The sequence below is a fragment of the Gemmatimonadota bacterium genome, from assembly GCA_009838645.1.
In the GTDB taxonomy this organism is placed as follows: Bacteria; JAAXHH01; JAAXHH01; order JAAXHH01; family JAAXHH01; genus JAAXHH01.
In genome coordinates, this window is sequence record VXRC01000017.1 from 61093 (window position 1) to 84345 (window position 23253).

Annotated in this window: 20 protein-coding genes; all 20 read right to left on the minus strand. The window is 62.5% G+C overall.

Annotation, left to right across the window (positions count from 1 at the left end):
• Positions 1–12: 12 nt before the first annotated feature.
• The 20 genes from mreC to rpmE all read right to left on the minus strand — a co-directional run bounded on the left by mreC (position 13) and on the right by rpmE (position 23167).
• Positions 13–828 carry a rod shape-determining protein MreC gene (gene mreC / locus F4Y38_05015; GenBank protein ID MXY48647.1) on the minus strand — a complete coding sequence of 272 codons (816 nt, stop codon included), beginning with the start codon at positions 826–828 and terminating at the stop codon, positions 13–15.
• A 1-nt stretch (position 829) separates the two neighbouring features.
• Positions 830–1864 (minus strand): rod shape-determining protein, encoded by a 1035-nt coding sequence (locus tag F4Y38_05020; GenBank protein MXY48648.1) that lies wholly within the window; start codon positions 1862–1864, stop codon positions 830–832.
• Between the two features lie 60 nt (positions 1865–1924).
• Positions 1925–2812, minus strand: coding sequence for a PHP domain-containing protein (locus tag F4Y38_05025; protein MXY48649.1), 888 nt, complete (start codon positions 2810–2812; stop codon positions 1925–1927).
• Positions 2809–5478 carry a valine--tRNA ligase gene (locus F4Y38_05030; protein ID MXY48650.1) on the minus strand — a complete coding sequence of 890 codons (2670 nt, stop codon included), beginning with the start codon at positions 5476–5478 and terminating at the stop codon, positions 2809–2811. The genes F4Y38_05025 and F4Y38_05030 overlap by 4 nt, the downstream gene beginning before the upstream one ends.
• Before the next feature lie 238 nt (positions 5479–5716).
• The gene (ftsZ, locus tag F4Y38_05035) at positions 5717–6889 is read right to left on the minus strand and encodes a cell division protein FtsZ (GenBank protein ID MXY48651.1); all 1173 of its coding nucleotides are present in this window, start codon (positions 6887–6889) and stop codon (positions 5717–5719) included.
• A 77-nt stretch (positions 6890–6966) separates the two neighbouring features.
• Positions 6967–8187, minus strand: a complete 1221-nt coding sequence (ftsA, locus tag F4Y38_05040; protein MXY48652.1) for a cell division protein FtsA — start codon at positions 8185–8187, stop codon at positions 6967–6969.
• Positions 8188–8205: 18 nt separating this feature from the next.
• Positions 8206–9048 carry an FtsQ-type POTRA domain-containing protein gene (locus tag F4Y38_05045; GenBank protein ID MXY48653.1) on the minus strand — a complete coding sequence of 281 codons (843 nt, stop codon included), beginning with the start codon at positions 9046–9048 and terminating at the stop codon, positions 8206–8208.
• Complete coding sequence (gene murB, locus F4Y38_05050) at positions 9045–9971, minus strand: UDP-N-acetylmuramate dehydrogenase (GenBank protein MXY48654.1); 927 nt, start codon at positions 9969–9971, stop codon at positions 9045–9047. The genes F4Y38_05045 and murB overlap by 4 nt, the downstream gene beginning before the upstream one ends.
• The gene (locus F4Y38_05055) at positions 9958–11412 is read right to left on the minus strand and encodes a UDP-N-acetylmuramate--L-alanine ligase (GenBank protein MXY48655.1); all 1455 of its coding nucleotides are present in this window, start codon (positions 11410–11412) and stop codon (positions 9958–9960) included. The genes murB and F4Y38_05055 overlap by 14 nt, the downstream gene beginning before the upstream one ends.
• On the minus strand, positions 11405–12547 hold the full coding sequence (ftsW, locus tag F4Y38_05060; protein MXY48656.1) for a putative lipid II flippase FtsW: 1143 nt from the start codon (positions 12545–12547) through the stop codon (positions 11405–11407). Before ftsW ends, F4Y38_05055 begins: the two co-directional genes overlap by 8 nt.
• 4 nt (positions 12548–12551) lie before the next feature.
• A complete protein-coding gene (locus F4Y38_05065) occupies positions 12552–14000 on the minus strand; it encodes a UDP-N-acetylmuramoyl-tripeptide--D-alanyl-D-alanine ligase (GenBank protein MXY48657.1) in 1449 nt (482 codons plus the stop codon).
• Positions 13993–15585 carry a UDP-N-acetylmuramoyl-L-alanyl-D-glutamate--2,6-diaminopimelate ligase gene (locus F4Y38_05070; protein MXY48658.1) on the minus strand — a complete coding sequence of 531 codons (1593 nt, stop codon included), beginning with the start codon at positions 15583–15585 and terminating at the stop codon, positions 13993–13995. Before F4Y38_05070 ends, F4Y38_05065 begins: the two co-directional genes overlap by 8 nt.
• Positions 15542–17620, minus strand: coding sequence for a transpeptidase family protein (locus F4Y38_05075; protein ID MXY48659.1), 2079 nt, complete (start codon positions 17618–17620; stop codon positions 15542–15544). The genes F4Y38_05070 and F4Y38_05075 overlap by 44 nt, the downstream gene beginning before the upstream one ends.
• A 12-nt stretch (positions 17621–17632) precedes the next feature.
• Positions 17633–18055: a hypothetical protein gene (locus F4Y38_05080; protein ID MXY48660.1), complete on the minus strand. Its 423-nt coding sequence runs from the start codon at positions 18053–18055 to the stop codon at positions 17633–17635.
• 35 nt (positions 18056–18090) lie between these two features.
• Entirely contained in the window at positions 18091–19053 is a 963-nt protein-coding gene (gene rsmH, locus F4Y38_05085) for a 16S rRNA (cytosine(1402)-N(4))-methyltransferase RsmH (GenBank protein ID MXY48661.1), read from the minus strand.
• 56 nt (positions 19054–19109) lie between these two features.
• The gene (mraZ, locus tag F4Y38_05090; protein MXY48662.1) at positions 19110–19550 is read right to left on the minus strand and encodes a division/cell wall cluster transcriptional repressor MraZ; all 441 of its coding nucleotides are present in this window, start codon (positions 19548–19550) and stop codon (positions 19110–19112) included.
• Between the two features lie 432 nt (positions 19551–19982).
• Positions 19983–20801: a pyrroline-5-carboxylate reductase gene (gene proC, locus F4Y38_05095; protein MXY48663.1), complete on the minus strand. Its 819-nt coding sequence runs from the start codon at positions 20799–20801 to the stop codon at positions 19983–19985.
• 29 nt (positions 20802–20830) lie between these two features.
• Positions 20831–21763 (minus strand): peptide chain release factor N(5)-glutamine methyltransferase, encoded by a 933-nt coding sequence (gene prmC, locus F4Y38_05100; GenBank protein MXY48664.1) that lies wholly within the window; start codon positions 21761–21763, stop codon positions 20831–20833.
• 22 nt (positions 21764–21785) lie between these two features.
• The gene (prfA, locus tag F4Y38_05105; GenBank protein MXY48665.1) at positions 21786–22868 is read right to left on the minus strand and encodes a peptide chain release factor 1; all 1083 of its coding nucleotides are present in this window, start codon (positions 22866–22868) and stop codon (positions 21786–21788) included.
• A gap of 95 nt (positions 22869–22963) precedes the next feature.
• On the minus strand, positions 22964–23167 hold the full coding sequence (gene rpmE / locus F4Y38_05110; protein ID MXY48666.1) for a 50S ribosomal protein L31: 204 nt from the start codon (positions 23165–23167) through the stop codon (positions 22964–22966).
• Between the last annotated feature and the right edge of the window lie 86 nt (positions 23168–23253).

The window sequence follows — 23253 nt, forward strand, 5'->3', positions numbered from 1 at the left end:
GAATTGCCGAAGTCACTGGGTCAGTAGAGAATCTTCCGCGGCAGGCGTTTCTTCACCCGCGATCACGAACACCTCCTCCAGGCGATTCAGTTCCACCGCGGGCGTAATTGAAACCTGCTTGAACAGTTTCCGGCTGTCCAGCGCGATCTGGCCGATGCTGCCCACAGGCAGACCGGACGGGAAGGTCCCCCCCAGGCCGGACGTCACCACGCGGTCGCCGATTCGGACATCGGCCAGAAAGGGCAACTCCATGTATAACGCGTCATTTACATACCGAATGAGCCCCTGTTCCCGGCTTCGCTGGACCAGGCCGCTGATACGGCAGTTCCTGTCGGTCAGCAGTTGTACGTAGGACGAAGTCAGGCCGACTTCGATGATTCTACCGAGGACACCGTCTTCCATGACAACGGCCATGTACTTCCGTATCTGCTCGGAACGGCCCACATCGATGACGATGGTGTTCAGTCTCTGGTCCGTGTTCCAGCCGATGACTTCGGCGGGAACATAGGTGTATCTGTTCTTCTCCTTCAGGCTGAGCAGCCCGCGAAGCCGCTGGTTTTCGTAACTGAGTTCCTCGAGGTCGGCCGCCTGCAACCGCCACTGCACGAGTTTCTGTCGCAGAAGCTGGTTCTCGGATTTGAGATTGAAATAGGATGGGATAAAGGCGAACGCTTCCTGGAACGGAGTCAGTACCATCAGCCAGACGGTACGCGTGATACCCACCTGCCGCTGCGGAGCCGCCGTCAGCAGCAGGATCGATATGATCATGGCGAGGACGAAAGCGGTGTACTGGCGATGGTGGTAGAGAATGTAGAAGAACCGGAACATGCTAGTCTTTCAGGACGCTCAGCATCGTCTCGAAAGCGGCGAAGTTCTCAATGATCTTCCCCGCTCCCCGGACTACCGAGGTCATGGGCTCGTCGTCGAGCCTTACCGGCAGCTTCGTCTCCTTCGTGATTTGCCTGTCCAGGCCAGGCAGCCGGGACCCGCCGCCGCTGATGATGATCCCGCGATCGATGATATCGGCCGCGAGTTCCGCCGGCGTCAATTCCAGGGTTTGCCTCACCGCCATGATCACGCCGTCGAGCGGTTGCGACAGTACCCTGCGGATCGCCAGGGAATCGACCACGACCGAACGGGGAATCCGGTCGATCAGGTCGAGCCCCTTTACCGTCATTTCCAGTTCCCGGTCGAACACGGGATAAGCCGAACCGAGTTTCCACTTGATCTGTTCGGCCATGTTGAAGCCGATTTGAAGGTTGCAGTCGTTCTTCATGTGGTTGATGATGGCTTCATCCATCTCATCGCCGCCGATTCGTACCGACTTTGCCGTCACGATGCCGCCGAGTGAGATCACGGCGATCTCCGAGGTCCCGCCGCCGATGTCGATGATCATGCTCCCCACCGGTTCTTCCACGGGCAGTGAACAGCCGATGGCGGCCGCCATGGGTTCGGAGATCAGCATCACTTCCTTGGCGCCGGCCCGCTCCGCCGAATCCCGGACCGCCCTCATCTCGACGTCGGTCACCCCCGAGGGGATACACGCCACGACGCGCGGCCGTATGAAGAACGAATTCTTGAGCACCTTGCGGATGAAGTACCGTATCATGGCTTCCGTATACTCGAAGTCGGCGATCACGCCGTCGCGCAACGGCCGGTGCGCCTTGAGATCGGGAGGTTCCCTGCCGAGCATGACCTTGGCCTCGGCGCCGACGGCAACGACTTTACCGGTCTTGGTATTCACCGCCACGACGGAAGGTTCGTTGATGACGATGCCTCTGCCGCGCACGTAAACGAGCGTATTTGCCGTACCCAGATCGATGCCGATATCATTGGAAAAGAAGTCCGGCAGGGTAAAACGCATTTTTCGTCTCCTTGATTCCTGCAGAAACATCGAACGTACGCTAAGGCAACCGGCTTTATATCAAGCCAATATCCGTTTCAATTCAGTCAGATGATGCAGAGGTACCTTCATGCCGCCAAGGCCGCAACGGTCCGCCCGGGGTCCATGATAGTCCGAACCGCCGGTTGCCACCAGTCCGTGCTTCGCAGCCAGCTGCCCGTAGTAGCGCCGGGCCGTCCCGGAGTGGTCCGGATGGATGACCTCCAGGCCATCCAGGCCCGACTTTACGAAACCGGGGATCAATTCGTCCCTTCGAAGGGATCCCGGATGGGCAAGCACGGCCGCGCCGCCGGCTTCGTGGATCACCCGAATCGCATCCTCGACGGCGAAAAAGACCTTGGGCAGGTACGCGGGGGCGTGGTTGCCCAGGTACCGTGTAAAGGCGTCCTGTATCGAAATGGCCTGGTTGCTTTCCACCAGCGCGCGGGCGATATGCGGCCTGCCGACACTGGTCTTTCCGTCCTTCGCATGGGCGATGACCGATTCCAGATCAAGCGGCACGCCCAGGTCGTTCAGCTTCCGAACGATGCCCTTCGCCCGGTGCAGCCGCTGCGACCTGAAGGTTTCCAGGTACGAAAGCAACGACCGGTTGCCGGGGTCGAAGAAGTAACCCAGGATATGCACATCGGAATCGCCATCCCGCGCACTGAGCTCGACACCGGGTACGATCTCCAGGTCCCTGGCCGATTCGTGCCGGGCCGATTCGTGCCTGGCCGATTCGCACCGGGCCGATTCGCGCCGGGCCGATTCGTGCCTGGCCCGCTCCACGCCGTCTACCGCGTCGTGGTCCGTAATCGCCAGTGCGCACAGGCCCGCCGCGCGGGCTTTCGACACGAGTTCCTCCGGGGTATCGACGCCGTCGGAACAGTCGCTGTGGGCGTGCAAATCAATATAGCACTCGACGCTCATCCTGCACAAATCATTTCGAGATTCCGATTCAGCCGGCCGATCATGTCCTCGTAGTTGTTCTGCTTGTCCTTTTCCTTCTCGACGACATCCGCCGGCGCTTTTTGCACGAACTGGCCGTTCGACAGGCGCTTGCGGACCTTTTCCAATTCCTGCTCGACCCGCGTCCGCTCCCGGGAAAGGCGATCCGTTTCGATTTCCAGGTCGATCAGTCCGCTGAGCGGGATGTAGAATTCCATGTCCCGCAACACGCCGGACGCGCAACCGGCGGGCCGGGCCTCGTCACCGTCGACGAACGACAGCGCGCATCGGGCAAGCGACTGGACGGCCTGCGCCTGACCGGAGAGTACTTCGATCAGGCCGGGGTCCGCGACCCGGCAGTGCACCGCCATTTCCCGGGTAGGATGGACTCTGAAGTCGGCGCGGACGCCCCGGATGGCCCCGATCAGTTCCTGGACGTAATGTATGTCCTCTTCGGCATCCGCCCGAATCCGGTCCGGACACGATTCCGGCCAGGGCGCGACGACGATGCCGGCCGGTTCCGCGTCCCGGTCATCCAGGTAGGGTCTCAGGTGCTGCCAGATTTCCTCGGTGATAAACGGCATGAACGGGTGAAACAGGCGGAGCGTCTGTTCGAGCACGAGCAGGGCCGTTCGTCGCGCGTGATCCGCTGACGCCACGTCCGTCTCGTCGTAGAGCCGTTGCTTGATCGCTTCGAGATACCAATCGCATAAGTCGTGCCAGAAGAAGTCGTACAGCAGCAGCGCCGTCTCGTGGAAGGCATATTGCTCCAGGGACCGCGTCGCCTGTTCAACGGTACGGTCCAGGCGGGAAAAGATCCAGCGGTCCCAGAGGTTCTCGGAAGCCGAGTGGCCGGATTCCGGCGGCTTCTGGTGCATGAGTACCAGCCGTGCGGCATTCCACATTTTGTTCGCGAAATTGCGCCCCACTTCTACCTGTTCGTTGGAATAAAGCAAGTCCTGTCCGTGCGGCGCGATCAGCATCATGGCGTACCTCAGCGCGTCGGCGCCGTAGGTATCCATGACTTCCAGGGGATCGGGCGAATTGCCCAGCGATTTGCTCAGTTTCCGTCCCTTGATGTCTCGCACCAGGCTCGTGAGATAGACGTCGTCGAAGGGACGGTCGTCCATGAATTCGTAGCCCATCATCATCATGCGAACGACCCAGAAGAACAGGATATCGTGGCCGGTCACCAGCGTGGAGGTGGGATAGAAGGTCCGAAGCTCCGCCGTGTGTTCCGGCCAGCCCATGGTCGAAAAGGGCCACAGGGCCGAAGAAAACCAGGTGTCGAGCACGTCTTCGTCCTGGTGCAGCACGCCGTGGCCGCAACGGCCGCATTGCGCGGGCGCTTCGATGCCCGCGTGCGCGCTTCCGCACGACGCGCAGTACCATACCGGAATGCGGTGACCCCACCACAACTGGCGGGAAAGGCACCAGTCCTCGATGTTTTCCAGCCAGTGGCGGTAGGTCTTCTCCCAGTGTTCCGGAGTAATGCCCGGTATCCGGTCTTCTTCCAGGGCGCGCAGGAGACGGCGGGCGAGCGGCCGCGTCTTCAGGAACCACTGGCGGGAAAGCCGGGGTTCGAGGACCGAGTCGCAACGCTGGCAGTGGCGGACGGCATGGACGTGACCTTCGATCCCTTCGAGAAGGCCGAGGTCTTCGAGGTCCTTCACGATCCTGCGACGGCACTCGAACCGGTCCATTCCCCGGTAGGCGGGACCGGCGGCTTCGTTCATCGTGCCATCCTCGTCCATGATCACGATCTGGGGCAAATCGTGTTTGTTGCCGAGGATGAAATCGTTGAAATCGTGGGCCGGCGTCACCTTGACGGCGCCCGTGCCGAATGCCCGGTCGACCAGTTCCGCGTCCGCGATGATCGGGATGGACCGGTCCGTCAGCGGCAGGCTGACCCGTTTGCCCACCAGGTGCGCGTGCCGCTCGTCCTCCGGGTGGACGGCAACCGCCACGTCGCCGAGCATGGTCTCCGGTCTCGTCGTGGCGATGCTGATCCCGCCCGGGCCGTCTGCCAGGGGATACCGGATCCGCCACAAAGATCCCTGCTCGTCCCGGGGAACGGACTCCTCGTTGGACAGGGCGGTATTGCAACGGGGACACCAGTGGATGATGCGATTGCCCCGGTAGATCATCTTCTTCTCGAAAAGCGCGATGAATACCGTGAGAACCGCCCTTGAAAGCCCCTCATCCATGGTGAAACGCTCGCGCTTCCAGTCACAGGAGCAACCCAGTTCCTTCAACTGGCGGACGATCGTGCCGCCATACTGCTCTCGCCATTGCCACACTTCCTTCACGAATCGCTCGCGGCCGATTTCCTCCCGGTCGATGCCCCGTTCCGCCAGCATCCGTTCCACGACCACGTGCGTGGCAATACCGGCGTGGTCCGTTCCGGGCATCCAGAGGGTTTCGAAACCCTGCATGCGCTTGAACCGGATGAGCACGTCCTGGATCGTGTTGTTCAACACGTGGCCGAGGTGGAGTATGCCGGTGATGTTGGGTGGGGGTATGACGATGGAATAGGGAGGCTTGCCGGAAGCCGGATCGGCGTGGAAGAACTGGTGCTCTTCCCAGAAAGCGTACCACTTCCGTTCAACGGTTCCGGGGTCGTACTGAGGGGGTAATCCCTCGGCCATATCGGATGTATCTCCCTGTCGTATCGGAAGTTGCAGAATAGAACAGGATAAGGAATGGCCGTAATCAGACCGGATACCGGACAGGAAAGACTACGCCCTCCGACGGGATGGTATCTTGAAACCAGCACCGCAAAAACGCCAGCCTCAAAATACCGTCCAGCCGTGGACCTGTCAATCGAATTTGACCGGTTTGGCCTGTGCCTGAATCACCCGTTCGGACGTAGGATGATCCGGGATGCTACGAACCGAAAGCCCTGCGGCGGCGCATGTAGGTCGGCACGTCCAGTCCATTGTTGTCGATGGCGTCGTCGGACGGGTCGCCAACGGCCACTTCCTCCGTCTCGAACCCGTTGCGCTTGACCCGTTGAAAAGCCGGGGTCTCGATCTCTTCAGGACGGTCCGGCTGGAACTTCAGGATGTTCCGGGTCAGCATTTCGTCCGGCGAAGACATCGCCTGGTCCAGTCCCGTGGCGATCAACGTCACCCGGATTTTGCCCTCAAGGCTCTCGTCGAGGACCGTACCCATGATGATGTTGGTGTGACCCGCGGCCGCCTGAACCGTGGTCATCACTTCTTCCACTTCGAACAGGGTCATATCCTGGCCGCCCGAGATATTCAGCAGAATGTCCCTGGCCCCGTCGATGTCCATGTCCGCCAGCAGCGGGTGCTTCATGGCCCGTTCCGCCGCTTCCAGCGCGCGCATGTCTCCCTCGGACTCGCCGGTGCCCATGAGGGCCTCGCCCTTATTCTCCATGGTCGTCCTGATATCGGCGAAATCAACGTTGATCAGCCCGGGCAGGGTGACCAGGTCCGAAATGCCGCGCGTGGCCTGCAGCAGGACCTCGTCGGCCACCTTGAGCGCGTCTTTGAATGAAGTGTTGCGGCTCACGGCTTCCTTCAGCTTCTGGTTGGGGATGATGACGACCGTATCCACATGCTCTTTCAACGCAGCGAGCCCGGTTTCGGCGTTCGCCGCCCGCTTGGGTCCCTCGAAGGCAAAGGGCTTGGTCACGACGCCGACAGCCAGGACGTCCAGTTCCTTGGCGATCTGCGCGATCACCGGCGCGGCGCCGGTACCCGTGCCGCCCCCCATGCCCGCGGTGATGAAAACCATATCGATATCGGTCAGGTGTTCCGCGATTACGTCCCGGCTTTCCTCCGCGGCCTTGCGCCCTACGTCCGGATTCGCGCCGGCGCCGAGACCGCGGGTGATCTCGTGTCCCAGTTGTATCTTGTACTTGACATTGGAACCCGCCAGGTCCTGCGCGTCCGTGTTGGCGACCAGGAAATCGACGCCCGGGACACCGATTTCAACCATGTGGTTGACGGCGTTCTTTCCGGCGCCGCCCACGCCGATGATCTTCATGCGAGCGAACAGTCCCGGTTCCGCATCGAAGTCGAAAGTAGACATTTACAGCCTCCTTCTGTGGGTTTGAGGCAGCAATCTGCCGGTTTTGCATGAATCTGTACGAATGTGCATGCCGGTTGCTACATCAGGGCCGCGATCCGGCTTATCACACGGTCCAGCAATCCTCCTTCCGTACCATCGTGCCACTCCTTTTCCGAAAGGTTGTTCGTGGCGTAGCGCAACAAGCCGACACCTGTGGCGCACGTCGGTGCGTATTCGTCGTTTTCCAGTCCGGGAACCTCTTCCGGCGCGCCGATTTTCGCGGACATGCCGAAGACCTGTTCCGCCTGTTTCGCGATGCCCGGAATCAGCGCACCGCCGCCCGTGATGACGACTCCGGTGCCCACCAGGTGTTCGAAACCGCTGCTTCGGATCTCCTCCCGCGCGAGGAACAGAAGCTCCTTGATCCGCGGTCCGACCACGAAGGCCAGTTCCTCCCGCGTCACCTCCCGCGGCTCGCGGCCGCCGACCCCGGGCACTTCGATCATGTCGTCCCTGGCCGGCCGGACATAGACCGCACTGGCGTAGCCGCACTTGATCCGTTCGGCGTCCTCATGGGGCGTGCGGAGTCCGATGGCGATGTCGTTCGTGAGGTTGTTGCCGCCGGCCGGTATGACCGCCGAATGCCGAATGCTCCCCTCGTGGAACAGCGCGACCTTCGTCGTGCCTCCGCCCAGGTCGAGCAGCACGACGCCCAGTTCCTTCTCGTCGGACGTGAGTGCCGACTCGCCCGCGGCGATCGTATCCAGGACGAGTTCCCTGACCTGCATTCCGGATTGCACGATGCAGTTGCTTACATTCCGCAACGGGGTGACCGCGCCCGTTACGATGTGCACGAGCACTTCGAGCCGGACGCCCGACATGCCGCACGGGTCGGGGATCCTGCACTGGTCGTCCACGATGTGGTCCTGGGTGAGCACGTGGATGACCTGGCGGTCCGAGGGTATTTTCAGTGCCGTCGCCGCTTCGCGGGCGCGAAATACGTCCTCCCGCGTCACGCCCCGGCCGACGTCCGACGCGATGGCCACGGCGCCGCTGCTGTTGACGCTTTCGATGTGCTCGCCGGAAATCCCGACGATTACCGCGTTTACCCTGGCGCCCGCCTCTCGTTCCGCGGCCCGGAGCGCCTCCTCTATCGAACGGGCGGCCTCGTCCATGTTGACCACGACACCTCGTCTGAGGCCCCGGGACCTGCTCGTGCCCCTGCCCAGGATCCGCAGTCCGTCGTCTGCAATCTCGCCGATCAGCACGACCGTTCTGGTGGTACCCAGATCGAGCGCGGCGATTCGTTCACGAGCCATGTTCAACTCCTTTTGCCACTACGATCTCCCGCCTCCGGACCGGTTGGATACGATCGGCCGGACGATAACCTGGTCCTTGAACCGCAGGTCGATCTGGCGGGTACGGATGGCATCGGCTTCCAGCCGTTCCACCGTCCTTCTCAACATCTCGATCTTCCTCGGATAGTGGCCCGTCCCGAACAGTATGGCCAGACCGCCTTCGACCATGTAGGCGATCGGGTCATCGGAACTGGACACGTGTATCTCGGACAACTCGTCATACATCCCTGGAGACATCGTCCTGAGCACCCGCATCAGGTAGAGTGCGCGAGCCATCTCCGGATTGGCCAGCATGGCGTCTCTCAGCGTTTCGAAACTGCGGTCCTCCGACTCCGCGGCACCCTGCGCCTGCCGGTAGCTTGAAGCGTCGACGGTGATCACGGGAAGATCCGGCAGCCCGTTGCCGGGCGTCAGGAAGATCAACTCGCCGTGTTCCGAGACGCCGTAAAGCCGGTCCAGCTGCACGAAAGCGATCGGTTGCAGTTCCTCCACAAGGACCACGACGCTACCGGGCAGTCTCCTGGTGACCGAGACCTGTTTGAACCTCCGGTCCAGCATAAGGCGCCTTTCGGTCTCCGAGAGGTCGGCCGACCAGATGTTCCGCCCCCGCTCGAGACCGGAAATCGTGATGATATCTTCTTTGCCGACGATGCGGTTCCCCGAGACGTCGATGTTGTCCAGATTGAACGCCGTCGAGGTCTTCGTCCACTCGGACAGCGCCAGGCTGCCCATGGCCAGTCCGGCCGCCGCGACCGAGACGAGCAAGCCGGCCGCGAGCCCAGGCATCAGCCTGACCGCGGGATGCGTCCTGTGCAGCTTCATACGACCCCCGATTTCATCACGTGCACCTCGAGTTCAAGGGCTACGCCGGTCCGTTCGAAGACTCGTTCGCGAACCATGTCGATCAGCCGCAACGCGTCCGAAGCCGTCGCCCCGCCCTGGTTGATTACGAAATTTCCGTGGAGGTCGGACACCTTCGCTCCCCCGACCTGCAGGCCCTTGCAACCGGCCGCGTCGATCAGTCTCCCCGCCTTGCCGCCCTCGGGGTTCTTGAACATGCATCCGGCGCTCTGGTCCGCGGACGGCTGCGTGCGCTTCCGGTATTCGGTGAAATCCCGTATGCGTTCATACACGTTTTCCGGTTCGTCCGGCGTCAGCCTGAACACGGCCCCGGTCACGATGCCGCCCGGATCGATACCGCTCTCCCGGTAGGAAAACCCCGCTTTGCCAGCCGGGATCGTCTCGAAGTCACCGGAAGGCAGGATCAGTTCAATCGACTCCAGCACGCCGCCCAGATCGCTCCCGTGGGCGCCCGCGTTGCCACGGATGGACCCGCCTACCACGCCGGGGATCCCGGTGCAGAACTCCAGTCCGGCCAGGCCCGTGGCCGCCGCCGACCAGGCGAGCCGGGGCAGGCTGACACCGGCGCCGGCCCGGAGATATTCGCCTTCCTGCTTCAGATGCCACAGCGTACCCTCCGCCGGGGTCGATCCCCGTATCTTGATGACCAGCCCCCTGAAACCGTCATCCGAGAAGAGGATGTTGCTCCCGTTCCCCAGCACGAGCCAGGGGACCTCGCGCACTCTGGCCGCGGTGACGATTTCGAGCAGCTCCGACCGGGTTTCTGGCAAACACATCACGTCGGCCGGTCCCCCTACCCGGTAGGTGGTATGCCGGTCGAGGCCCTCGTTCAGCCGGAGCCGCCCTGAAGGCACCAACCCGCTGAAGATTTCAGATATTCCCATGAGACCGGACTCCGCTTTTCCGCAGCAGTTCGCAAACCTGGCTTCCCACCTCGCCGACGTCCCCCGCGCCGAGGGTCAGCACCAGGTCTCCATGCTCGAGTTCGTCCGCCAGCGCGGCCGCTACCCGGTCCTTGTCGGGGATATACGCGACGTTTCCGCCGAATGCGCTCGAGTCCTGGACGATCATCTCACCCGTCACCCCGTCCCGGGGCGTTTCCCTGGCCGGGAATACGTCCGTAACGATCTTCCGGTATGCGGGAAACCGCCCGAGGACGCGTCCGAATTCGCGGCGCAGATTCCGCGTCCGGCTGTAAAGGTGCGGCTGGAACACCACGAACATGCGCCGGGCGCCCGCGTTCGACACGGCGCGCAGCGCGGCCTCGATTTCGACGGGATGGTGGGCGTAGTCGTCCACCACCGTAACGCCGCGGATCCTGCCCAGCACTTCGAATCGCCTTTTCAACCCCCGGTATTCCGCAAGGGCCGCCATGGTCCGCTCGACGGGCAGTTCGAGATCGTCGGCCACGGCGATGGCGGCCAGGGCGTTGGACAGGTTGCACTCGCCTGGCTGCGGTAACACCAGCCGGCCGGCCGGAACGTCCCGCACGTACACCTCGGCGGAAACGCTCCAGCCCTTCGATTCCACCTGTTCCGCCCGGATGCAGGCTTTCGGCGAAAGCCCGTAGGTCACCAGGCGGCGGCGCAGGCCGGACTGGATCCTGCCGATGCCCGGGTCATCCGCGCACACGATCAGGGGCTGGTCCTCGGGCACGAGATGGGCGAAGACGGTGAATGCTTCATCGATGGCTTCCTGCGAACCGTAGTATTCCATGTGGTCGGCGTCCACCGAAGTGATCACGGCCGCCGCAGGCGTCAGCGCATGGAACGAACGATCGTATTCATCGGCTTCCACGACCATCCAGGAACCGTTCCCCCGTCGAACGTTGGATCCGTTTTCCGTCATGACCCCGCCGATGACGGCCGTCGGGTCCAGACCCGCGGCGGCCAGTACCTTGACGATCATGGCCGACGTGGAGGTCTTTCCGTGGGTACCCGCCACGGCGATGCCCTGCGTCCCGCGCGTCAGCATGCCGAGCAGTTCGGCGCGGGTGACGGTACGACGGCCCAGCCGGCGGGCCGCCGCGAGTTCGGGATTGTCCCCGGGGATGGCGGAGGAGTACACGATCAGGTCCGCGCCCTCCGCGTTGGCCGGGTCGTGGCCCTGGAAGACGGACGCTCCGAGACCGTGTAGCCGGTCGGTCAACGGCGTTCCCCGAAGGTCCGATCCGCTGACTGTGTATCCATATCCGAGCATCAGTTCAGCCAGTGCGCTCATGCCGATTCCGCCTATCCCGATGAAATGCGCGTGGCGGCAAGTCATCTCTGGTCCATGCCGGCCGGTCCCTTCGATCCGGCCGGTACCTTCGGTCCGATCAGTCATACTGCAGTCTCTGACGGCGATAGGTCATTCTGGATATGTTCAGCAGGATCCCGATACTCATCATGCAGAAGAGCAGCCAGGACCCTCCGTAGCTCAAAAAGGGCAGCGGCAGGCCCGTGGTGGGCAGCAAGCCCGTCACCACCCCGATGTTCACCAGCACGTGCAGCGTGATGAGCAGGGTCAGCCCCGATGCCAGGAAAAACCCGAAGGCGTCCGGCGCCATGCGAGCGATGCGGACCCCTCGCCAGGCGAAGACGACAAAGAGGCCCAGTACCGCCACCGACCCCAGGAACCCGAGCTCCTCACCGATCACCGCGAACACGAAATCCGTATGGGGATCGGGTAGAAAAAGGAACTTCTGCCGGCTCTGCCCCAGTCCGTTCCCGAACATGCCTCCCGTGCCCAGGCCGATCAGTGCCTGTTGCAACTGATAGTCCGCCCCCTGTAAATTGTGGGCCTGATCGGCGGAATTGCCGAAAAACCGTTCGAAGTAGGTCATGAGCCGGCCCCGGCTGTGCGCGGACGAGTACAGTTTGTAGACGAGGGCCGGGATCATGATCCCCACGGCGCCTGCCAGATGCAGCAACCGGGCCCGGCCGACGTAAAGCACCGCGAACGCGGTCGCGGCCAGTACGATCGCGGTGCCGTAGTCCGGCTGCAGGCCGATCATCAGGCAGGTGGTCGCGATCACCGCCAGCACGGGCAGAAAGCCGGTGAAAAACCGTTCCATGACGTGCTGGCGCCTGGCCAGCCAGTAGGCCAGGAAGATCACCAGGGCGATCTTGACCCCCTCCGCGGGCTGAATCGTCATGGAGAACAGGTTCACTGTGCGCGTCGCTCCACGGATGGTCATCCCGATGCCGGGAACGAACACGAGGGCCAGAAACCCCATGCCGATGACGATCAGGATCGGGGACCACTTCTGCAGTTTCTGGTAATTCAGGCTGGCGAAAAGGATCAGGATGACGATTCCGAGGATCAACCGCACCAGGTAACGTTTCAGGAAGAACCCGCTGTCCCCGGAGAACATCTCCGCGGCAACGGCTGAACTCGCGCTGTAAACCATGACCGACCCCACGCAGAGCAGGAGCAGCGACGAGACCAGCAGTGGAAGATCTATACGTTGATGCAACACGGATTTACTCCATTTCGCCCTGACCGAGCGACTTCTCCAGGTATTCCACGACGGATTCCATTCGCATGCCGCGCGATCCCTTGACGAGTACCACGTCGCCGTCTTCGACTTCCGCCAGTACCGCGGCGGCGGCCTCGTCGTTGCAGCCGCAGGACACGACGCGAGACGCCGGGAGGCCTTCGTCCACCGCGGCGGCGGCAATTTCGCGGGCCAGTTCTCCCACCGTGATGATCCGCTCCGCCACCTCCGCGGCGCGCTTACCGATATCCCGGTGCGCCGCCCTGCCCAGGTCGCCCAGTTCCAGCATGTCTCCGAGGACGACCAGTTTACGTCCTCCGGCCGTTGCCAGCGCGTCCAGGGCCGCCTTCATGGACGACGGATTGGCGTTGTACGCGTCGTTTATCAGGTGAACGGCACCCGCCTTCCTGTACTCCATGCGCATGGGTGTGGGCTCGACGCTACGCAGCGCACGGGCGATGCCCTGGTCGTCGATTCCCGAGAGCCTGCCCACCGCCACGGCGGCCGCGGCGTTCATGACCTGGTGCGCTCCCATCAGGTTTATTCGAAAGGAAGCCCCGTCCGACAACGTAAAGGCCGATCCGGACAGTTCGGTCCTGGCGCGCACCAGCCTGACGTCGGCCCCCGCGCTGCGGCCGAAGGTGACCACCCGCGCCAGGCTGCGCCCGGACTGCTTCATGACGAGGGGGTCGTCGGCGTTCAACACCGCGCTGCCGCCTTTCGGCAGGTGGTCGAGGATCTCGCCCTTGGCCCGGGCGATGCCTTCGATGGACTCGAAGAACTCGATATGCGCGGGCCCCACGTTGGTAATCACGCCGATGGACGGACGGGTCATCCGGGACAGCCGGTCCAGTTCGCCCGCATGGTTCATGCCCAGTTCGAGTACCGCGGCACCGTGGTCTCCCCGCAGGGAAAACAGGGCTTCGGAGACGCCCAACTGGCTGTTCAGGTTCCCGGGGGTCTTGAAGACCCGGTAGCGTTCGCCCAGCACGGAGGCGATCATGTTCTTCGTTGTGGTCTTTCCGCTGGAGCCCGTAACCGCGACCACGGGCAGGTCGAAACGCCTCCGGTGCCAGCCCGCGAACGCCTGCAGCGCCGGAAGTACTTCGGGCACGACGATCCGCGCGGCGTCCGGGGCTTCCTGGTCCGCCTGGTCCGCCTGGTCCGCCCGGTCCGGCCGGCGTGCGTGCCAGTCGTCCGTGACGAGGGAGGCGCACGCACCCGCGCGCATGGCCTCGGGTACGAAGTCGTGACCGTCGAATCTCTCGCCGGCAATCGCGACGAAAAGGTTGCCCTCCTCGATTCGCCGGGTATCCGAACAGACGCCCGTGATCCGGCTGCTACGATGCGCCTGGGACGGAACGTGCAGACTGCCACCCATGATTCCGGCGATTTCCGCCAGGGTGGGCTCATCCGTTCCGTTGTGATTATCCATAGTGCGCCTCGAGACATTCCCGGGCCTTGATCCGGTCGTCGAACTCGATCTGCGTATCGCCCACGACCTGGTAGACCGTGTCTCCCCTTCCGGCGATCAAAACGGTGTCGCCTTCGCCGGCTTCGCGCAGGGCCTTGTGAATCGCTTCGCCACGGTCCTGTACGATATGGGAGCGGACGTTGGGCAGGAGACCCGGCTCGATATCCCGTATGATCCGGTCGGGCGGTTCCGTTCTGGGATTGTCGGTCGTCACGATGACGACGTCGGCGTGCGTGGACGCCGCCCGGCCCATGAGGGGCCGCTTGCCCGGGTCCCGGTCCCCGCCGCAGCCGAACACGACGGTCAGGTTTCCCCGCGTCCATTCCCGGCAGGCCGAGAGCACGGCGCCGAGCGCATCGGGCGTATGGGCGAAATCCACGAGCACGTTGAACGGCTGTCCGGCGTCGACGCGCTCCAGCCGGCCGGGTACCCTGATCCCGGATACGGCCCGGTTCATCAGCGCGCCGTCGATGCCGAACTCCAGCCCCACGGAAATCGCCGCCAGGGCATTGTACGCGTTGAACCGGCCCATGAGCGGCAGCGTCACATTGAACGGCGGATCGGAACGAACCTGCACCGCAAGGGTGGTCCGGTCCGCGTGGTAGCCGATCGGACCCGCCCTGTGGACGTCCGCTCTCTTGTCCAATCCATAGGAAATGACGCGCGCGCGCGAGGCGTTCCTGAAATGCACGAAGGCCGGATCATCCAAGTTGAGGACGGCGGTGCCCTCCTCGTCGAGCAGTTCGGAGAAAAGCAGCGTCTTGGCTTCCCTGTATGCGTCGAAGGTCTTGTGGTCGTCCAGGTGTTCCCGGGACAGATTGGTATAGACACCCGTGGTGAACCGCAGACCGAACAGTCGCTGCCAGGCCAGGCTGTGGGAAGAAACTTCCATGACGACGCATTCGCCACCCCGGTCCCGGATTTTCCTCAAGGTGCGGTGGAGTTCCATCGGGTAGGGCGTGGTGTGACTCAGCTTCCAGTCGAGCACCTCGCCCAAGTACCGGCTGCCCAGCGTGCCGATTCCGCCCACCGACCGGCCGCACTCCCGGAGGATGGCCTCGACCAGCAGCGACACCGTCGTCTTGCCGTTGGTCCCCGTGACGCCGACCAGGCAAAGGTCGTCCGCCGGCCGGCCGTAATACGCGGCCGCCATCAGACCGTATGCCCTGGAGGTGTCCGGAACGATTACCGTGGTCGCGTCATCGAGGCGTTCGTCGTTTTCCTGAACCACCACCGAGGCACCCCGTGCCACCGCGTCGCGGACGTACCGGTGGCCGTCGCGGCCCGACGGCTCGCGTAGCGCGACGAAGACGTCGCCGGGCTTAACGGACCTCGAATCATGGACGATCCCGCCGAACTCCCGGTCGGCCTGGCCGGTACCGTCGGCTCGGTCCGGCTGGCCGATCACCTCTTTACGAGGCAGTGCGTCCAGTAATCTGGAAAGCTGTATCAACGCCTTGACCCTCAGTGCCGTCGTACGCTCGGGGCGAGTGATGGGACGGCTAGTTGTATGGGCCGCATTCGATGATGCATCGTTCACCGGAATAGACCCCGCGGCCCGGTGCCGGAATCTGGCGACGGACGTAGCCCGTGCCGATTATGGTTGCTTCGATGCCGATTTCAGCCAGGGTTTTGACGGCTTCTCGTACGCTCATGCCGATCACGGACGGCAACGCGACCCGGGCCCGCTCCGGCCCTGTGAGGGCACCGGGACGCTCGATTTCCCAGCGGTCGTCGAGCGGCAGCAGGTCCCGGGGCATCCGTCCTCTGACGCCCGGGTGGGACCAGTCGGATACTTCGGATTCACGGTCCGAAGCGGTATTCGGTTCGATGGAGGCCAGGTGCAGCGGAAGGCCGTCGTCGGATTCGGGTATCGACTCCACCGGGCCGTCCGGCATATGGACGAGACGGCGAACGATCTTATTGAAGACGGGCGCGGCTACCGATCCACCGTAGAAACCGCGCTTCTTCGGTTCGTCGATCATGACCAGTACGACGATTTCCGGATCCGATGCGGGAAACATGCCGACGAAAGACGACCGGTAGTTCCGGGTGTATCCCCTGCCGTCCTCACGCGCCTTCCAGGCCGTGCCGGTCTTCCCGGCGACCTTGAATCCGGGAACCGCGGCCATCGTCCCCGTGCCACGGTCCACCACCCCGGTAAATACGTCCAACAGGATTTCGGCGGTCTGCGGCTTCATCACTCTGCGAACGACGGATTTCGGAACGGGCACGACCGTACCGTCGTTTCGCGTGATGGATCTGATGATCCGTGGTTGCAGGAGTTGCCCCCCGTTGGCCACCGCGCAATAGGCGGCCGCCAGTTGCACCCCGGTTACGGAAACCCCATAGCCGATGGACATGGTGGGCAGCGTCGACCTGGACCACCTGGCCGGTTTGTGCAGGATCCCATTGACCTCGCCCGGCAGTGCGACGCCCGTCTTCATGCCGAAACCGAATGACCGGGTGTATTCATAAAAAGTCTTCTCGCCGAGCTCCAGGGCGATTTTCACGGTACCGACGTTACTGGAATGCTCGAAGACCTCCCGCACGGACAACTCATTGAAAACGTCGTGGTCCGAAATCGTCTGGGTTCCTAATTGGATCCGCCCTCCGCTCGTATCGATTCGGTCTTCGAGCGAGAATGCGCCGGTCTCCAGGGCCGCGGTCGCGGCGACGATCTTGAACGTCGAACCGGGTTCGTAGGAGTCTACGACGGGCCTGATCTTCTGGGCTTCGAATGGGAATCGGCCTGGCGTGTTGGGGTCGAAATCCGGTGAACTGGCCATGGCCAGTATGTCGCCGTTCCCCGGATCCATCATGATGACCATGCCGCCAAGCGCCTCGTGCCATGCAATCGCCTCTTCAAGCACCTTTTCCGCGGCGACCTGGGCTGCTATATCGATCGTCAGGACGACATCCGCGCCATTCTCCGCCGACTTCCGGTAGTCATCCAGCCACGTGTAGGCCCGCCGCTGGGCATCGATCTGGACTACGCTGTAACCTTCTTTACCGGACAGCAGCCGGTTGTGTTCCATTTCGAATCCGGCCTGTCCGGCACCATCGACGCTGAATCCCAGCACCTGGCCTGCGGCGGTCCGGTAAGGATAGACCCGCCTCGCTTCCTTTTCCGTGCGGATATAGGGTTCGAAACGGGGGTATGTGGACAGCCCCCTGATCCGTTCGCTGGTCTCCGGATTCACCCACCGTACCAGGTACCGGAAGTCGGTGGATCCGGAAATCCGGTCCACGATATGCCGGGGATCTTCGCCGGTGATCTGGGAGAGTTGTACGGCCAGGTTGCCGACGTCGGCGCTACTGAACCGGTCCCAGTCGAGATCCTGGATGCCGAAGGAGTCGAACTCGACGCTCAGCGCCAGCGTGTTCCCGTTTCGATCGTAGATACGGCCCCGGCGGGGATCGATGGTGACGACTCTGTGCTGCTGGTCACGCGCTCGCTGCCTGTAGGTCTCGCCGTCGCGAATCTGTATCAGGGCGATTCGATATCCAAGACCTGCACACAGCAACATACCGACCGCGAAGAGGAGGGTCAGTCTGCGCAGACAGGATTTCGCGACCATATCGGGTGTTCCTCATCGGGAATCCACTCGAGCCGTTCGGAACGAGGCGAGGATCAATGCGTCTTCCGCCGGTTTTCCAGCAATCGCCCTTACATCGGGCTCGGTGCCGGCCAATGCCACGGCCGTGTCCACCGCGTCCATGACCACGACCTGTCCGACCGCCGCGTGTTCCAGTTCGAAACGATGCATGGCCACGGTTTCGTTCCGGAGCTGTTCCGCGAGCCGAACGATCCGCACGTGCAGGTAGGCGCTTTTCTTTTCCATCGCCTCCTTCCGGTGCTCCAGTTGAAGGATCTCCTGCTTCAGTGTCCTGGTTTCCACCTGGTGCCAGATGTAGAACATGCTCAACGACGTGACGAGCGCGATCATACCGATCCAGCTGAACAACTGTCCCATGTACGGATGGTCGCTGCAGAATCTGAAAGCGGATTTCATGTCGGCCTCTCCGGTCGTAATAGGTGGTGCGGATTTCAGCGTGCGGCGTGATCGTCGGGCAAGCGCTCAATCATACGAAACCTGGCGCTTCGGGCCCGCGGGTTCGTCGCGACCTCTTCCCGTAAGGCCACGACGGCCCGCCTGGTGTGCAGCACGGCGACGCGCTCGTGCCGGCACACGCATTGCGGAAGGCCCGGCGGGCAAATGCAATCCGAAGCCCAGGTTTCGAACGTACGCTTGACTATGCGGTCTTCTAACGAATGATAGGATATGACTCCGAAACGACCCTGGCCGCTCAACAGCGGCAGCAGGTTGTCCAATGCCGTTCTCAATCTGTCCAGCTCCTGGTTCACGGCGATTCGCAGTGCCTGGAACACCCGGGCGCAGGACTTGACCGCCCATCTGCGGCGGACCGCCGACCTGATCGTATCGGCCAGCCCGGTGGTGGAGGTCAGCGGTGACTTCGCGCGGTTCCTGACAATCGCGTTCGCGACGCTGCGGGCCTGCCGTTCCTCGCCGTACTCCCCGAGGATCCGTTCGATATCGTCCCGGGAACCCCCGTTGACGATATCGGCTGCCGTCAGCGCCCCGCCCCGGTCCATGCGCATATCGAGCGGACCGTCAGACTGGAAGGAGAAACCGCGGCCGGGCGTATCGATCTGGTACGATGACACGCCCAGGTCCAGAAACAGTCCGTCCACCCGCGGGATGCGTTCCGCTTCCAGCACGGACGCCAGTTCTGTAAAGTCACGATGCATGATATCCACGCGAGGGGTTCCGCCGCCCGCAAGCCTGGCACTGGACACGCGGACCGCTTCAAGGTCCTTGTCCAGCCCGATCAGCCGACCGGAGTCATCAAGCCTGTCCATGATTGCGCGGGCGTGTCCGCCTCCTCCTATGGTTCCGTCCACGTAGGTGCCCGAACTGTTCCAGACGATCATATCGGCTATTTCCCCGGCAAGAACGGGAACATGGATGTATGAATCTGCCAGACCCATGTTTATTCCGCTGCTGCGTTTATTCCGCTGCTGTATTTGCCCATGGGTGGAATTGATCAGACGAACAGGGATTCCGCGATTTCTTCGTAAGTGTGTCCCGATTCGTCCATCACTTTCTTGTATTCCTTGGGACTCCAGACTTCAAAGTGGTCGAGCGTACCGACGATCAGCACTTCGGATTCGATGCCGGCGCGTTCGATCAGTTGCCGGGGAAGCGCGATGCGCCCCTGCTTGTCCATGGAAACCGCCACGGCCTCCGACGAAAGCATCCTGATGAAGATCCGCGTGTTCTGCCTCGTGACGGGCAGTTCGCGCAATCGGGTGTCGATCTGTTCCCACTCGTCGATCGGATATACGAAAAGGCATCCGTCGAGTCCCCGCGTGATGATCAGCGTGTCGTCCTCGTCGGTCCGGATGTGCTTACGGAACTTCACCGGGACATTCACTCGTCCTTTGTGATCCACGGTGTGCGTGTATGATCCCAGGAAGTTGACCATCCGTCATCTCCTTGAAATACAAAGGAGTAAACACCCTAACGTGAGGTGATCGTTGAAGAATACTATACAAGTGTTTGGCAGTTAGGATGTTCGGTGACCCACTTTGTCCCACTTTTACCCACTATACTACATTGTGCCCCCCATATTGTCAAAATAAAAATTGGACTTACATCGATTTTCTTTACCTTTGGATAAGGAAAACTTCGTAACTCCAAGTGCTCAAAAGACTATATATACGTTGATACACATCAAACGTTGACACCATATGTCACGGGATGCCTGCGAGATGACACTATATGGCGCCGTAAACGCGGAAAGACCGTAGCGACGCGGATTTCCCGGCCGTTGCGCGGGTTACGCAAACTTTTACGTCGAAAAAAAAATGAAAAACCGGAGGGGCTTACTGAATCGGTGCGTCGTACGGCAGGTGGGCTACTTGCCGTCCCGGAGTTCCCTCGACCGCTGGGTGGCGGTTTCGACCGCGCTGATCAACATGCTGCGCAAGCCGCGGATTTCCAGGTCGTGGACCGCCGCGATGGTGGTGCCGCCCGGCGTCAGGACCTGGTCGCGCAGCACCGCGGGATGCTTGCCGGTCTCCTGGATCAGCCGCGCGGCGCCGAGTACGGTCTGGGCGGCGAGGTCCAGGGCGACGTCCCTGGGCAGGCCCATTTTCACGCCGCCGTCGGACAGCGCTTCGATGACCATATATATGTAGGCGGGACCGCTGCCGCTGAGTCCGGTTACGGCGTCCAGCAGATGTTCGTTCACGAACACGACCCGTCCCACGGCCTGGAAGATCCGGGCGGCCATCTGCTTGTGTTCTTCGCCGGCGTACCTGCCCGGTGAAATGGCGGCGGCCCCTTCGTCCACCAGCGAGGCGATGTTCGGCATCACGCGCACGACGGGATTCTCCGTGCGTATCATTTCGGTGATCCCGGCAGTCGTCACCCCCGCGGCGATCGTGATCAGCAGCTGGTCGAGACGCAGAAGGTCGCGCACCTGGTCCGCCACGCGCTCGATGGCCTGCGGCTTGAGGCAGATCATGACGATATCCGCTTCGCGCACCGCTTCCCGGTTGTCGGTGGTCCACCGTACTTCCCACTGATCCGCCAGGTCCTTCAGATAGTCGGACCGCAGACCGGTAATCACGATCTGGTCCGGGGGAACGAGATTCGCTCTGCGTATGCCGCCGAGCAGGCAGGACCCCATGTTTCCTGTTCCGAGTATCATGAGGCGGTGGTTATTGAGCATTTTGCACCTTCCGGTCGGTGATGCCAGGGTTATCCGACGTATATGGCGGACACGATGCGGTCCAGGCCGTTGTAATCCTTCACGATCTCCACGTTTCCATAGGCGCGGCGTTCCGCCATCATGCGGGCCACCGCGGCGGACTGCCCCGCGCCGATCTCAAGGGCGATCATCCCGCCCGCGTTCAGGTACCCCGGGGCCTGCTCGATGAGTTCGCGATGGTAATCCAGTCCGCCTTCGCCGCCGTGAAGCGCCAGCCGGGGTTCGTACGCGCGAACCTCCTCCGGCAGGCCGTCCATTTCCCGGGAAGCGACGTAGGGCGGGTTGGCCACGATCAGGTCCAGGGCGTGCGGCCCGTGCGCATCGAAAGGCGCGAGCAGCGAACCCTGCATAAAGGTGATCCGGCCGTGACGGTCCCCCAGGAGATTGCCGGCATTCCTGCGCGCGACCTCAAGGGCCCCCGCAGAAACATCCGTAGCGTATCCCTGTGCGAACGGGCATTCCAGGGCGAGCGTGACCGCCAGGACGCCCGAGCCCGTGCCGATGTCCGCGAATCGCACGGCCGGACTCCCGGTCCGCGCGCGGTGCACCCCATCCAGGCAGGGACGCACGTGGTCGACGAGCCGTTCGGTCTCGGGCCGGGGGATCAGCACGGCGGGCGAAACCTCGAACCCGCGACCGTAGAATTCCGTACGACCCGTAAGATACTGGACCGGCTCGCCGCGCATTCTCCGGCCGACCAGCGCCGATAACCGCGAAGTTTCCAGTGGGTCGAGCCGCCGGTCGTGATCCAGGTACAGCTCGAGTCGGCTCGACGCGCATACCTCGCCGAGCAGCAGTTCCGATTCGACACGGCTGACGTGACCCGCCGGGCTGACGTGACCCGGCCGGCCGTCCAGCTTCCGGGCCGCCCAGTCAACCGCCTGGAGCACGGTCGTCGCGGTGGGACATTCGAATTCGTTCATGGTTCACATCCGGTGGCCTGCGTCATGCAGACGTCAACTGGGCCATTTTCTCCGCCCGGTCCGCCTCCGCCAGGGACTCCACGATCTCGTCGATGTCCCCTTCGAGGATCTGGTCGATCTTGTACAGCGTCAGACCGATGCGATGGTCCGTGACCCTTCCCTGCGGGAAGTTGTAGGTCCGGATCTTCTCGCTTCGGTCTCCCGATCTCACCTGGGACCGTCGGCTGCTCGCCATCTCCGCTTCCTGTTCCTGCCGGGCCATGTCCAGCAGGCGGGCGCGCAACACCTTCATCGCCTTGGCCTTGTTCTTGTGCTGCGACTTCTCGTCCTGGCACGAGACGACCAGGCCGGTCGGCACATGGGTAATGCGTACCGCGGAATCGGTCGTGTTCACGCTCTGGCCGCCCGGGCCGGAGGAACGGAAAACATCGAAGACAAGGTCTTTCTTCTCGTCGATTTCCACATCGACTTCCTCCGCTTCGGGCAGAATGACCACCGAGGCGGCGGAGGTGTGCACCCGCCCCTGTGTTTCCGTTACGGGAACCCGCTGCACGCGGTGGACACCGCTTTCGTTCTTCAGCCTTCCGTAGACCCCCTTGCCCTCGATCTGGAAGAAGACCTCCTTGACGCCGCCCCTCTCCGCCCCGTTGGAATTCAGCGTTTCCGTCTTCCATCCGCGGCTGTCCGCGTACCGGCTGTACATGCGGAACAACTCTCCGGCGAAGATCGCCGCCTCGTCACCTCCCGTACCCGCACGGATCTCGCAGATGATATTGCGCTCGTCTTCGGGATCCCTGGGAACGATCATTCGCGTGAGCTCCTCCTCCATGGCCGTCCGTTCCCGGTCGAGGCTTTCCACCTCGTCCCGGGCGAGTTCGGCCATGTCGGGATCGGCCGCGGACTCCTGCAGCACCGACCGGGCCGATTCGAGGTCGTCCAGGACTTTCCGGTACACGCGGTACCGGTCGACGACCGGGGTCAGTTCCCGGTACGCCCGCCCGATTTCGCGCATTTTCTGCGGATTGGTGGTTACGGAAGGGTCCGCCAGTTGACGGTCGAGCGACTCGAAGCGTCGCACGATGTTTTCGAGTTGATGGAGTAACATGGAGGCATGGAATAGGAAAGGGGAGCGGCGCAACCGAAGGTCGAGGCAAGCGTGGCCATCGCGCCTGGAAGGGACCGGCGACTTCGGCCTGAGGATTACTCGTTTATTCCGTACTTCCTGTTGAAGCGTTCCACGCGGCCCGCACTGTCGACCATCTTCTGCTTCCCGGTATAGAAGGGATGGCACGCCGAACAGATCTCCACGTGGATCGTGTCGATCGTCGATCGTGTCTGGAATGTATTGCCACAGGCGCAGGATACCGTGATTTCTTTGTATTCCGGGTGAATACCGCTCTTCATCGGGCTTACTCCTTGAGGTCATCGCTATGAAAACAGCACGGCCGGTCCGCTTGTCGGTCGAAGCGCGCAGGCAATAATAGGCGAAG